At 46.5% G+C, this 13653-nt stretch carries 10 protein-coding genes; 3 read left to right on the top strand and 7 right to left on the bottom strand.

The window, feature by feature from the left end; translation table 11 throughout:
* Positions 1-186 precede the first annotated feature (186 nt).
* A complete protein-coding gene (urtD, locus tag C7Y66_RS27090) occupies positions 187-960 on the top strand; it encodes an urea ABC transporter ATP-binding protein UrtD (protein WP_015155521.1) in 774 nt (257 codons plus the stop codon).
* A gap of 104 nt (positions 961-1064) precedes the next feature.
* On the top strand, positions 1065-1826 hold the full coding sequence (gene urtE / locus C7Y66_RS27085; protein ID WP_015155522.1) for an urea ABC transporter ATP-binding subunit UrtE: 762 nt from the start codon (positions 1065-1067) through the stop codon (positions 1824-1826).
* A gap of 107 nt (positions 1827-1933) precedes the next feature.
* On the opposite strand, the gene C7Y66_RS27080 is transcribed toward urtE, so the two are convergent.
* The 7 genes from C7Y66_RS27080 to C7Y66_RS27050 all read right to left on the bottom strand — a co-directional run bounded on the left by C7Y66_RS27080 (position 1934) and on the right by C7Y66_RS27050 (position 12321).
* Positions 1934-3361, bottom strand: a complete 1428-nt coding sequence (locus tag C7Y66_RS27080; RefSeq protein WP_106547969.1) for an oligosaccharide flippase family protein — start codon at positions 3359-3361, stop codon at positions 1934-1936.
* Positions 3362-3459: 98 nt separating this feature from the next.
* Positions 3460-4449: a glycosyltransferase gene (locus tag C7Y66_RS27075; protein ID WP_106547968.1), complete on the bottom strand. Its 990-nt coding sequence runs from the start codon at positions 4447-4449 to the stop codon at positions 3460-3462.
* 335 nt (positions 4450-4784) lie between these two features.
* Positions 4785-5801 (bottom strand): methyltransferase domain-containing protein, encoded by a 1017-nt coding sequence (locus C7Y66_RS27070; protein ID WP_106547967.1) that lies wholly within the window; start codon positions 5799-5801, stop codon positions 4785-4787.
* 20 nt (positions 5802-5821) lie between these two features.
* Positions 5822-7345: an O-antigen ligase gene (locus C7Y66_RS27065; protein ID WP_199197669.1), complete on the bottom strand. Its 1524-nt coding sequence runs from the start codon at positions 7343-7345 to the stop codon at positions 5822-5824.
* 24 nt (positions 7346-7369) lie between these two features.
* A complete protein-coding gene (locus tag C7Y66_RS27060) occupies positions 7370-9508 on the bottom strand; it encodes a polysaccharide biosynthesis tyrosine autokinase (RefSeq protein WP_106547966.1) in 2139 nt (712 codons plus the stop codon).
* Between the two features lie 38 nt (positions 9509-9546).
* Entirely contained in the window at positions 9547-10749 is a 1203-nt protein-coding gene (locus tag C7Y66_RS27055; RefSeq protein WP_106547965.1) for a glycosyltransferase family 4 protein, read from the bottom strand.
* A gap of 342 nt (positions 10750-11091) precedes the next feature.
* The gene (locus tag C7Y66_RS27050; protein WP_106217432.1) at positions 11092-12321 is read right to left on the bottom strand and encodes a glycosyltransferase family 4 protein; all 1230 of its coding nucleotides are present in this window, start codon (positions 12319-12321) and stop codon (positions 11092-11094) included.
* 625 nt (positions 12322-12946) lie between these two features.
* Between C7Y66_RS27050 and C7Y66_RS27045 the strand changes: the two genes are divergently transcribed.
* Positions 12947-13653 (top strand): phospholipid carrier-dependent glycosyltransferase (locus C7Y66_RS27045; protein ID WP_146149893.1); only part of this gene is annotated, 707 nt, incomplete at its 3' end.

The following is a 13653-nucleotide window of genomic DNA, read 5'->3' as shown; positions in this document are numbered from 1 at the left end:
AGACAAGGGAGACAAGGGGGAGAAGGGAGCTGAGGGAGAGAAGAGAGCTGAGGGAGCTGAGGGAGAAAAAACACTACACCCACCACGCACCACGCCTGAGCGCACCACGCACCACCCAATTACCAACTACCACTGATAACTGATAACTGATAACTGATAACTGATAACTGAAACAGGGGGTATAAAGTGGGCGAAAAAATTTTAGAAATAGAAGATGTTACGGTCAGTTTTGACGGATTTAAGGCACTGAAAAATCTTAATTTTAGTCTAGACAAAGGTGAATTAAGAGTTATTATTGGTCCTAATGGAGCAGGAAAAACAACATTTTTGGACGTGATTACAGGGAAGACAAAACCAACTCAAGGACGGGTATTGTTCAAAGGAAAAAACTTGCGATCGCTCAAAGAACATCAAATTGCCCGCATGGGGATCGGTCGCAAGTTTCAAACGCCTAGAATATATCTCAACTTAACTCCACGAGAAAATTTAGAAATCACGTGCAATCAACAAAAAAAGCTGTGGTCAACTTTATTTGGTAAACCTAAGAGTGCGGAACGCCAAACCGTATCTGGGTTATTAGAAACAATTGGACTCACTGCAAATGCAGATCTACCTGCGTCAAAACTATCTCACGGAGAAAAACAGCGTCTGGAAATTGGAATGCTGGTAGCGCAATCGCCAGATTTATTATTAGTTGACGAACCTGTTGCAGGGTTAACCGATGAAGAAACCGAAAATGTCGGGAATTTACTCTTAGCTTTGGCTCAAAGTCATTCCATTATGGTGATCGAGCATGATATGGAATTCGTGCGTCAGATTGCGCGTAAGGTAACAGTGTTGCATCAAGGTTCGGTACTGTGTGAAGGTAACATTGACGAAGTACAAAACGATCCTCGCGTGATTGAAGTGTATTTGGGACAAGAAGTAGAACACAAGCAGGGAGCAGGGAGCAGGGAGTAGGGAGCAGGGAAAAGAGAGCTGGGAAAGCTGGGGGAGCAACTACCAACTACCAATTACCAATTACCAATTACCAATTACCAATTACCAATTACCAAAAATAAAATATGAATCCTGCTACAGACGCGATCGCCTCATCATTCAATTCTTCTACTGCCCAAAAACCAGTGTTACAAGTTGCGGGACTGAATGTCTATTATGGTGAAAGCCATATTTTACGCAACGTAGATCTTAGCGTTACAGAAGGACAAATGGTTTGTCTGATCGGGCGCAACGGTGTGGGAAAAACGACGCTGCTAAAAACAATTATGGGGTTAATTAAACCTCGTAGCGGTGCAGTAACTTTTGCCGGACAGCCGATAACTTTGAAGTCTCCAGATAAACGAGCAAAATTAGGAATTGGTTACGTTCCTCAAGGGCGAGAAATTATTCCTCGCTTAACAGTAGAAGAAAATTTACTACTCGGTTTTGAAGCGCTACCCCAAGGTAGAAAAAACCATCAAAAGGTTCCCGATCGCATTTTTTCCTTGTTTCCCGTCTTGAAAACAATGCGATCGCGGATGGGTGGTGACTTAAGCGGCGGACAACAGCAACAACTCGCGATCGCCCGTGCCTTAATGGGAAATCCCCGCTTACTCGTATTAGACGAGCCGACAGAAGGAATTCAGCCTTCCATTATTTTAGAAATTGAGGCAGCAATTCGCGACATTATCGCTACAACTGGAATTTCCGTTCTGTTAGTAGAACAACACCTGCATTTCGTCCGCCAAGCCGACCGTTACTATGCGATGCAAAAAGGCGGAATTGTCGCATCTGGTACTACCAGCGAACTCAGTCAGGATGTCATTCAGCGATTTTTGGCAGTCTAGATCAAAAGTCAAAAGTCAAAAGTCAAAAGCTTGCTCTTGAGCAAAACGAAGAGTCAAAACTGAGAAGAACTAACCATCGATCGCCATAAATGACAAATGACTTTCTACTACTTAGCAGGCTTAGGCGTTTTCCAAGCTGCATACAATTCGAGAGGAATGCTTCTAAGGGTGGGTCGAGCCAGAAATAAAATACTATAGCTGGCAACCAACAAACTCAAACTGATGTAAAACGGCAGCCAGGGACCAGCAAGTAGGGGAATTGCCGTGGCGATAATTAAACAAATTGCATCCCCATAATCCGGTGCGCCACACAATCTGGTGATAGAAAAATGCAGCGCCAAAAAACTAGGTAAGGCAAATAATTCTGCCACGCCATAACCCCAAGCTCCTAAAACTGGTAAGAGCAGCCAAGCAGCTAGCCAAAACAGACTAATATAGATGGCGTTAAACCGAGCCACATCGCGATTGTGTCCTGCGGCATATAACGCCGAGATATGCATGTTGAATACCGTGTAGAGCAAGGTTGCTAGGGCAACGAATGTAAAGACTTGGGTGCTGGGTAGCCAACTCTTGCCAAACATTAAAGGGACGATCCAGTTAGCACAGCAAGAAAAGAGAGCAAACACTGGACCAACCAACAGACCTTGATAGATAATCCCACGACTGATGGCGCGGCGCAATGCATCAGTATCGCCGAGTAATTTGGCAAGAGTGCTGATGGAAAGCCGAGCGATCACGATCCGCAGCATTCCCAACTGATCGGAAAGACGGATGGCAATACCGACAATTCCAGCCGCTTCTAACCCACCTAGACGGCTCACAACTAGGGGGACGGTGAGAGTTTTAAAATTCCAAATTAAATTAGAGCCGGAGTAAGCCAAACCGCTACGCAGTGCAGAACCAATGAATTGCGGTTGCCAGCGCCAACGCCACGCGATCGGATAGCAAACAGAAGCCATCACCGCTAGTAGCGTAAACTGAACGACAAAACCAGCGATTGGTCCCCAATAGCCCCAATTTAGGAGTACGAGCGGTACGGAGACTGCATAGTTCGATACCTGTGCCAAAGTTTCAACCAAACCAACTTGGGGAAAACGCAGTTCTCGCTCCATCATGGCGATCGAGGCACTAGCTACCATTTCCAACCAAATGACGGGAACGAGCCACCGCAGGACTTCGACTAGCACGCTTTGTCCCGTCCACGCACCCACTAGAGGCGTAGCAAACCACAGCAACACGCACAGCCCGATTCCTACCGTATTGTAAAACGCTAAAATCTGCTCTGCGGCATCTTTCGGTAAAGTGGGTTGGCGGATCGAGTAGACATCTAAGCCGCATTTTGCCGTCCAGAAAGTAAAGTAAAGAATAAATGCAGCCGAGACAACTACGCCATAATTTTCTGGTCCTAAGACGCGAGCAATTACCAGCACGCTGACTAAGGAAAGCGCTGATGCTGCCAACTGTCTAATAGTTAGATAAATACCTCCTTGGAGGACTTTGTTTTTGAGAGTTTTGAGAGATTGGTTGGTATGCATTAATTCTTGGTTTTAGACGGTAGTTCGTCGCCGTCCGGTCGCACTAAGCTAGACGATTGAGGACTCGAACTACTTGAAGCATAAGTTACAAGCAACACTTAACCCGTACTGAGAGGAAGTGAAAGCCGATTTCTGAGGTTTGAGATTCGCCGCCGCAGAGCATGAAATATTGCCAAGAGACGATTGTAGCCATCAGCACCGCACCAGCGCACGATCGCAATTGCTACACTCAGGCGAACGTACTCTTTAGAGTACCGCAGTTGAGGGGAATAGGCGATCGCGGTGGTACGAAATTGAATCGCTTGTTTGTAATCCTTGGTTTGAGTTTGCAGGCATTTCCAAGCAAGGGTTAAGTTTACCAAGCCATAACAACGGTCTTTTAAATCTTGTAGTTCTGGCAATTTAGATTGAAATGCTTTGTCCAGCACTGTATAAAAACATTTCTCCACCCGCTGCCAGTTTTTGGACATGCTGTTCGAGTACTGGCGATAGTACACTAAAGGTTCCTCGATCGCCCCGAACTTATAGCGAGCTGCAATTCGCAAACACATATCCCAGTCGCCAACGTGGGATAAGGTCGTGTCGAATACCCCTACAGTTTCAAAACAGCAACGGCGCATCATAAACGAACTGCCAGATTCCGTAATATTGCGCTGTACGAGTTGCTGCCACACGTCACCCCGATCGCGACTAGCAAAGATTCTGCCCGTAGGTCTACCTTCGGGATCGATCAATGCCGTCCAAGTATACACTAAGCCGACTTCTGGATGTTCGTCCAAATAGCGGACTTGTTTAGCTAACTTGGTTGGATGCCATAAGTCATCTGCATCGAGGAATGCTATATATTCTCCTTGCGCCAAAGCAATACCTGTATTGCGCGCGGCACATGTACCTTGATTGGCTTGAGTTATGAATTGGATGCGCCGATCTTGAATTTGACTGCCCCATGCAGCAGTGTTATCGGAACTCCCATCATCAACAATTAATACTTCAAAATCAGTAAACGTCTGTCTCAGCACGCTGTCCAGAGTTGCTGGTAAATAGGCGATGGAATTGTAGGCTGGAATAATGACTGAAACTTTAGGCATATTTTAAATTTCAACTTGGGAAATTATGTTTCTTAAACTAGAGTATTTCTTTTCAGTTCGTCTAGATATCGGAAATACATAATAGCCAATTGAAATTATTTTTTGACTCAATCCGATCGCTTCAATCGTCATGGCACAAAGCAGCGATCGAACAAAGTCTCTTCACAGACGAGGGAGTTTTGTTACAAGCACGAGCCTGTTATTAATTGACTTGTCTTCATCTCGCTTCTTCGATCGATATATTTCTATGCAGTTATTAGTAAATAAATGGAATTAGAAATGTCTCAAGATAGAGTGCGATCGAGGAAAACATGCCATTGTATGGTAAAGCTCTTTTAAAAAGAGCTAGCTTGAGCGCCTTTATATTGAGCTAGCAATTCTCGATCTGAAACAGTGCGATCGCTTTTCGTGCCGAGAAAATAGAAACCAGATGCCGCATCATATGTTCCGGCTCGGTCAATTAATATGTAGTCGAAATACTTCAACCAAAAACTAGTTAGCCTTGCTACTGTCTTTACTAAAGCTCTAGCAGCGGATGACTTGACAAAGCTCAACAGAAAATACTGATAGCTCCAAGCGAGTGCCATTCCCGTACCGCAAACTGAACCGCTGGCGATTTCGGCGAAATTTCTAAATAAACGCTGATGTCCCAAGTGGGTAAAGCGAGTAAAATCATATCTCCCCAAGTGGACTTGCTGCATGAAAGGAGTCTCGGAATAAACAACTCCTTCTGGTTTGAGAACGCGATGCACCTCTGCGACGCACTGATAAGGATCGACGACGTGTTCGAGGACGGCTTGAATGACAACTCCATCGAAAGAATTGTCTGCAAAAGGTAGGCTGTGAGCGTCGCAGATAATTGAGACATCCGCGCCAAAAGCAACATCTGTTTCTACAAGTTCTAAGTCAGGAGCAGAATACAGGGGTTCCATTCCTTGACCTCTGATGCTACTACCAACAACTAAAACTTTTGGACGGGAATGGCGTTGCTGAAGTAGGGCAACAAATTTTTGATAGTTTTGCTTGCCTTTAAGATTTAAATGAATGCTGGGAATTAAATTAATGAGTTGTCTTTCCCATAAAGGTTTTGGTTTGAGAGTTGAATTGTCTATATCGAGATAATCGTCGATCGCAAACACGCTTGCCTCATCGTCAATCAATATGGGGATGCCATTCACAATCGGAAAACAAGCCTGACACAGACTGTTCGTACATTTGAGCTGAGACTCGTCCAATTCTAATTGAGCGGCACAAACTGGACAGCACAACAATTGTTGTGTTTCCTCAGATAGACGCAGGGACGAAGGAGTACTGTCAGCAGTTGATAAGGAAATGGGAGATTGTGTTTTCACGGATTCATTTGGAATGAGGATTAATTTTTCACTTCGATAGCAGTCTCCATTGTCAACAGCATGGCGCGATCGCCTGCACTGCGATCCTGCCGCTCTTGCCAGTTCCAGCCTGCTATGCCCATCACAGTCCACCAGTAAAAGTAAAAAGCCGTACCGCTCCAAACATTATCTGTCGCCATCCCCAAGGAAGTCGCAATCAGTAGGGCTAACAAACTCCAGCAAAAATTCCAGCGATCGCTACCTTTAGGAGCTTGTCGCAGCAGTTGGAGCAGGCGGATCGCTTGCGCGACCAAGAGTGCCACAAAAGTTACTAAACCGATAATACCTCCTTCTACTAAAGCGCGAATGTAGTCGTTGTGCGGTACTAAATTATACGGACTCAAGTAAACGCCAGTACCAAGTCCGTAGCCAAACCAAGGTTCGTACAGCCATGCGCGTAAGAGATAATACCACTGGGCAATCCGCCAGTTAAAACTGTTGTAGTCGGAAAACGACATGACGATCGCCCGCGAAACGTCGATATCTGGGTTCAGCAGTGGAGTATTGGAAATTCCATCCAGGCGGCTGCGTCCGTAATCCGTACTGGCAAATAGAACTATAACCAACAGCAGTAACATGATGCCACCAAGGGCATTATAAAATTTCAACCTGGGGGCGATCGCAATTCCTAGAGCAGTCATGAGCATGACTAAACCAAAAATTGCCCCAGTACCGACGTAGAGATTTGCCATTAAAAATAAGAGAATCAACCACATCCAGCGTGGTTTGCTTCCCCGTAACAGTTGCCAGAAAGCCAAACAAATAAAAAGTAGTAAATAAAGTACGAAATTATTCGGATGGGCAAACGTGCTGTTGATCCGCGTGCCTGAGACCACCTCCGCTGGCACAAACTGACTAACAATCGCTGGCTTTTTCAATGCCAGGATAGATGGTAGCAAGAAATTAGCATATTTCTGCAACATGCCGACAATTATCGGCGGAATTAACGAGAAAAATAGCAGCGCGATAATCTTTTGCGGCGCAACTCTATCTTTCATTTGCATGACTAATAGATAGACCATTGCCCACGAGAATAAGCGCGTCCACTCTCTGACGTTATCTGCTAGGTAGGGCGAGGCATCCAGTCCCAAGCCTCCCAAGATGCACAGTACAGGCCACAAACCTTGCAGCATCACCCACGCTAACAAAAACCACCAAAACCAATCTGTCTGTATGGTGCGTCGTTCTAAGAACGCAGCGGCGACGTAAAGTAATGTTAAAGCCGCTAGTCCTAGCGCAAATAACGCCGGGATTTGCTGCGCCGAGAAGATATCCAGCGAACTGCGAAGAATTAACAGGGCGATCGCCGTGCGTTCAAAATCAGCAAAGAAGTTGATAATAATCGCAAAAGCGATCGCCCCAGCAAATAGATAAACAGGCTGAGCAGCTACCAGGATGCCCGCAGCTAGCCCTACCAAGACACCCGCCACTCCGATCCAAAAAGAGACCTGTGAAGCAGGCAGGTAGCTGGTGGCTAACCTTCTGATTTCATTTCTCACGTTCATAACACCTGGTTTTAGCAGCTAGTTCTAGGAAACATTGGTCAGAGTCTTGTAGCTTTGGAACGCATAACGGTAGTACTTGTCAATTTGAGGATCGATCCCATTGACGGCAACTCCCAAGATCTCGACTCGTTTCGCCCTGAGTTCTGCTACTGCTTGTGTGAAGATATCCCTTTGCGTAAAGCTCGGACGGGCAACTAGGAGTAGTTTTTCGCCGTTGCCGCACAAGCTCACGGCATCGACGCAACTCGTCACGGGGGGAGTGTCTATGACGATCAGGTCGTATTGACTCGCAGCAGCGGCGATAACTTGCTGAATCTGCCTGGATTCAAATAATTCCGAAGGATGGCTGCGAGGTCTACCGCTACACAAAACCTTTAATTTGTCAATACCCGTAGTTTGAACGGCTTCTGCCAAAGCTAGCTTACCCTGCGCCACTTCTGCAAGACCTGGCTTGGCAGCAAGTTTAAATAGTTTGTGTTGTGTCGGACAACGCAAGTCGGCATCAATGAGTAAGGTGCGGCGCGATAGGGTGGCGGCGACTGCGGCAAGGTAGGAAGACACTAAAGATTTGCCTTCACCAGAAAGGGCGCTACTGACGACGATAACTTTAATATCCTCATTGGCAGCAAATTCTGAGGATCTCAGCAGGCTGCGATAGGATTCTAGAATCGCTGGCTCTTGCATCAAAGCATCAGCGTATTCTTTGCCCCTGACTTCTGGTGAGATGACAGGCAGCACCCCCATGATGGGAACTTCGACTAGACTGCTTGCTTCTGTAGCGTTGCGTAGCGTGCCGTCGAGTCCTTCTTGTAACAGCACAGTCCCGAGGGCTAGCGTACCTCCAGCGACGGTGGCAAGTACCAAAACGATCGCGGGATTGGGCCAAGTCGGTAATCTGGGCGGCTCGGCAAGGTCAACCGGACGCAGGTTGCTGACTTTTTGAGCTTCGGCAATCCGTGCTTCTTCTAACTTGCGCTGCAAAAACTCTAAGGAGGTGACTGCTTCTTGGCGTTGCCGTACCAAGGCGGCTAAACCTTGTTCGCGGATTGGCAGTTGGTTGAGGCGTTCTTGAAGGGTAGCGCGATCGCGACGAATTGCTGCAAGTCTACCTTCTAATGCTGAAGCCTCAACTTCTCCAGTAATTAATTGCGTGGCAAGATCTTGGCTTAACTTGTCAGTAGCGGGGTTGGAAGTACTAGCTGCTGGGTTGCCTGTTTCGCTACCGATTTTTTGCTGATAGAGGGCGCGGGCTGCATCCCGTTCTTCGATTAAATTCAGCAGTGGTGGGCTGTCGGCTTTATATTTCGATTGAGCGCTAGCAACTTTTGCCTCCAACTCTACTAATTGCGTGCGTAGTGCTTGCAGTTGCTCGTTCTGCCCGCTGCGGACGGTGGCATAGGTATTTTTTAAGGTGCTGCTATCTGTCACCTGTTCTAGGGAACTATTGCGTGCCTTAACTTCTTGCAGTTGGGCAAGCGTAGTGCGTTCCTGTTCTTCTATCTGGGCTAGACTTTCGACTATACTCGTCGTCTGGGCGTTGTCCCGTCCTTGGTCGTCGGCGATCGAGACAATTCCCTGCGATTGCTTGTACTGCGATAGCGTTGCTTCTACCTGGGCAAGCTGGGCGCGTTTTTTCGGAACTTCTACTGCTAAGAATTGCCGTGCCGAGCCAGCCTCGCGCCGAATCACTGCCGTATCCTCGTTAATCATGGCTTCTGTTAAAGCATTGAGCAGTTTAGCCGCGATTAAGGGGTCTTTGTTGCTGTATTTAATTTCCAGAATGCTAGTTGCAGGAACGGTTTTAACTTTTAACTGTTTTCTGAGTTCTTCTACCGTTGGTGGTTCTGCGTTACTATTGCGATTATTTGCCGTATACGCTTCGTAAATTGCTTGACGTAAAACCTTTTGGGAAAGGGCGAGTTCCGCTTGGGTTGCGACTGGGTTGGAGTCCAGTCGGGCTGATTCTTGAGTCAAATCGCGTCCTGTTTCTCCAGCTAGGCTCAATTGTTTGCCATCAAGCATCAGTCGCGCTTCTGCTTCGTAAGTCCTGGGGGCAAATATAAGATAGACCAGCGCACCAAGCATCACTGAGATGAAGGTGGCTAAAGCGGGCAAGCGCCGCCGATAAAAAATTGTCGGTAAAAGCGCGTATTTCTGTTCCATCACAACACCTTCATCTATCAGCCTGTTGGTTAACGTGGTTAGCGACTTATTTTTTCTGAAGCTTGAACGGGAGGGGTAGTAGCCAGTTGCTTGGCAACACTGGGGCGGATTGTTGTTGTCTGATTCAGTGTTTTGTAAACGTTCAGAGTTTCAGTAGTAATATCATCCCAGTTATGGTGCTGCTGAACGTATTTTTGCGCTCGATTTGCCATTGCAGCCAGTGCTTCGGGATGGGCGATCGCTCGCTCTAATGTTTGGGTGCAATCTGCCACGTCGCCAGCCCCAAACAGCAATCCCCGATCTTGAGCAACTAATTGCTGGTGGGCGGGAATATCGCTGGCGACGACTGGTACGCCTTCTTGCATGGCTTCTAGCATGGCTAGGGGTAGTCCTTCCAAATCGGAAGGGAGAGTGAAACATCCCGCCCCCCGCACGATTTCTGCTAGTTTTTGCCCCCGGAGTTCTCCTGTAAAGACAATGTTAGGGTTGTTATTAGCGAGTTCTGATAACTCGCTGGCAAAGGCATTAGTATCGCTTGTCCCGCCGACAAGAACGAGTTTCCAGTCACGCGGCTTTAGCTTTTGAAAAGCTTGAATTAGCAAGTCTGGACGCTTTTCCGGTACGAGTCTGCCGACATAGGTAATGTATTTGCCTGGAGTCAGTCCTAAGGAAGTACCGTAGGCAAAACTACCATCTGTAGGAGCGTATCTGGCAGGTCCATTGGGGATGTAAACCGTGTCGCGATTATATGTCTGTTTGAAATAGGTGCGCAGTTCGTCAGAGACGACGACAATTCCATCTGCAAATCGTGCTGCGGCTCGTTCGCCTGCATGTAAGATGCGGCTGGAGATTTTACCCCACTTTGCCCGCTGCCAATCTAAGCCCTGACAGGTGACAACGACTTTGGCAGTGGAGGCAAATTTTGGCAACCAGCTAAATACCGAGGGTCCGAGAGCGTGGAAATGAATGATGTCGTATTGACTACCGCTTGCCGCGATCGCCCCTAGCAGGGAAGTGAAAAAGGCATCTGCTCCTCTTAGCTGCAAACAGGGCAAGGAAATCACTCTCACCCCTTTGTATTTATACTGTTCCAGCCAGGAAGAACCTAGATAAGAGGAGCGGGCAAACAGGTCTACGGAATGATTGCGTTCCACCATACGGGGATACATTTCCTGGCAGTAATGTTCGATACCACCCTGGTTGGCGGGCAATCCTTTAGCACCAATAACGGCTATTCTCATGCAAAGTGTGTCTGTTAAATCTACGTGTGTTTGGGTATAAAGCCAGTCGTCTCTAGATTGGCTTAGAAGACTAGCTGGCTTGTTGCATTCAATTTGTCGATCTTTTTTGTCCTTACTCGTTCCAATGAGTCAATTGTTGAATCTTGAGCTTTCCCTTAGAAACTATGGGCGAGGCAAATTTTGTTGGCTAGTATAAGAGTGGACTCCTGAGATTTACGTGTGTTTGGGAGCCTAGCGGTCTTTAGATTGGCATCGGAGACCGCTTCTTTTGCCACAGGTGCGGCAAGTTGATTCGGGTCGTATCTTATCCCTGTCATACTTCCTCATCCATAGGTTGACCAGCTAGACATAACTTGTAGACACACCAGATGCTAACTGACGCTGTTCCCAGCGCACCCACATATTTTGATACACATCACTGACAATTTGACGCACCCCGTATGGTGCAGCAGCCCGCACGCAAGCTTCGATTGTATAATTTTTATCTCGTGAAAGGATCTGACTTATGGCAGAGGCGATCGCTTCCGGCGTGCGTTCTTGACAAACGATCCCGCTACCTGAACTCAGTAATTTAGGTGTTTCTCCACAATCTGTAGTGACTACTGGCGTACCGCAAGCTAATGCTTCTAACGCTACTAGCGGCAAGCCTTCGTAAGCACTCGTTAATACAAAGGCGCTACAAACTTGTTGTAGCTTTGCGAGTTCGGTTGGTGGAACCGCGCCTAAAAGAGTCACTTGCTGAGATAGATCTAATCGAGCAATCTCTGCTTTTACTATCTCAGCTAGTTCTCCCGCACCTGCAATTAGGAGGTGTACGTTTGGCTGCTGCATGGCAAACAGCGATCGCACCAACAAAACGGGATCTTTTTGCGGGTGCAAGCGTCCGGCAAATAATAAAAAACGAGTCTCCGCCGATTTGCCCATCCGCGCTGCTAAGGCGCGTCTTCCTTCCTCGCGTTGCTCGGGAGAAAGCGGGTAAAATACTCCATTATCTACCGGATTTTTGATGTATTTAATTCGTTCGCTTAGATTAGCATAACGTTGTTGATAAAGCTTGACTGATTCCGTATTACACGATAAGATTTCGGCGAATTGCTTTATTAATAGTCCTTCTAGCGCAAAATAGCCTGCCGGAAAATATCGCCATAAGATTGCCTTCTTATTATCCTTGGCAGTCATTTGCTGGCGAATATCGTTGTGAATAAAAAGAGTCTTATCTCCCTGCCAATTAAGCGAGGCTAGCGTTGGTTCGATTCGATGAAAGTGCATGAAATCTGAAGCGAAGTCATGCTGCAATAACGCTACGGTATATTTCACCGTGGTCGGCAGCAAACCCCTTACATCATCATTCTCCACGGTCAGCAAGGGGAAAAACTGGATCGCCCTTCCCTCCAGCTCTGCTTCTTGCCACTTTCTAGAAGAGAAATTAGCTCGGTCTGAAGTTCCTACAACTCTGACATCAAACTCGCTAGCAGCATATTTGATAAAGTATCGAATGACGGTTTGAATGCCTCCTATGCTGGGAAACCAGGGATTAAACTGATAAAAAATGGTTAAAACTGGTTTTCGCATTCTAGTTTGCTTCAGAAACTGAATTTTTCGTCTATTTTACTTGGCGTTATAAAATTTATACTAATTTAATACATTAGGTCAAGTTAAGAACGTCACCTACTCGATCGGCAGTCGTTATTTTTCGCTCTGCTGCAATCTCTCTACCATGTCTTTTGCCTCACGGCTAACTTTACCACTACGAAACATGACAGAATTTTGAGGGTTTCTCAGCCCAAATGAGCTTTAACAACAACAGATAGTCTAGTCTTCTCCAGCGAGAGATTTTTTCTGGAAACAGAGCATCTAACAGTTTTGGGGTTACGTGCTTTTGTGTTTGAGGGCGAACAGGTTGAAGACTGAAATTAACAATATTTTTAGTTCATGTAGATTTATACTAGATTTGCCATACCGGAAGCAATCCATTATTGATTAATATATTTAAACTAATAACCGCTACTGCTGGCAAAAGTACTTGTCTAGCTTATGTCTAGCTAAAAGATGGGCTGCATTAAATAGTCTGAATCAAGTGAAAAACTAGCAAAAGTGAGTACAATCGCCTTGGGAGTGGCTCCATTGCCCAGTTAGGTCGTTAAGATAGAAGACTGATTTTAGCATGTGCTAACTCTTTTGAGTTGAGTGACATCATATGCCCTCTACTAGAAAGTTTCCGCGTCGGTTTCCCTGGTTGGCGATCGCTATGGTTGCAGTGTTTGCATTCAGCGCTGGCTTGCGGTTTTGGCAATTGAGTCGATTCAATACACTAGTCTTTGATGAAGTGTATTATGCAAAATTTGCGAACAACTATCTGACGCAAACACAATTTTTTAACGCCCATCCACCTCTGAGTCAATATATCATTGCGATCGCAATGTGGTTGGGCGGACACATGCCGATCGACCGAGACATAGTGAACGGACTGACGGGTTCTTTGCATTCTCCTTGGAGTTATCGCTGGCTGAATGCCTTAACAGGCTCGTTTGTGCCGCTAGTTGTGGGGGGAATTGCCTATCAGTTGAGCGATCGCCGCAGTTATGCTGTAATTGCAGCCATCTTCGCCGCCGCCGATGGGTTATTTCTCGTCGAATCTCGCTACGCCTTGAACAATATATATTTAGTCATCTTAGGGCTACTCGGGCATTGGTTTTTGTTAATAGCATTGAAAGCACCTAAAAAAAAGCGCTACTTGTGGCTTACCCTAGCTGGAATAGGTTTCGGTGCATCCGCTGCAATTAAATGGAACGGCTTAGGTTTCTTATTAGGAGCCTATTTACTCTGGATTGTGGGATGGGTTGTCAAACGGATAAGGGAGCAGGGAGTAGGGAGCAGGGAGCAGAGAACAGGGAGGGACAAGGG

Origin of the sequence: Chroococcidiopsis sp. CCALA 051, from assembly GCF_003015105.1 — a bacterium.
Classification (GTDB): Bacteria; Cyanobacteriota; Cyanobacteriia; order Cyanobacteriales; family Chroococcidiopsidaceae; genus Chroococcidiopsis; species Chroococcidiopsis thermalis.
This window is presented reverse-complemented; position numbering and strand designations above follow the sequence as displayed.

Bases quoted from the DNA above. Each gene is read 5' to 3' on its own strand.
- urtE (WP_015155522.1), top strand. From the start codon at position 1,065: ATGAATCCTGCTACAGACGCGATCGCCTCATCATTCAATTCTTCTACT.
- C7Y66_RS27080 (WP_106547969.1), bottom strand. From the start codon at position 3,361: ATGCATACCAACCAATCTCTCAAAACTCTCAAAAACAAAGTCCTCCAA.
- C7Y66_RS27075 (WP_106547968.1), bottom strand. From the start codon at position 4,449: ATGCCTAAAGTTTCAGTCATTATTCCAGCCTACAATTCCATCGCCTAT.
- C7Y66_RS27065 (WP_199197669.1), bottom strand. From the start codon at position 7,345: ATGAACGTGAGAAATGAAATCAGAAGGTTAGCCACCAGCTACCTGCCT.
- C7Y66_RS27060 (WP_106547966.1), bottom strand. From the start codon at position 9,508: ATGGAACAGAAATACGCGCTTTTACCGACAATTTTTTATCGGCGGCGC.
- C7Y66_RS27055 (WP_106547965.1), bottom strand. From the start codon at position 10,749: ATGAGAATAGCCGTTATTGGTGCTAAAGGATTGCCCGCCAACCAGGGT.
- C7Y66_RS27050 (WP_106217432.1), bottom strand. From the start codon at position 12,321: ATGCGAAAACCAGTTTTAACCATTTTTTATCAGTTTAATCCCTGGTTT.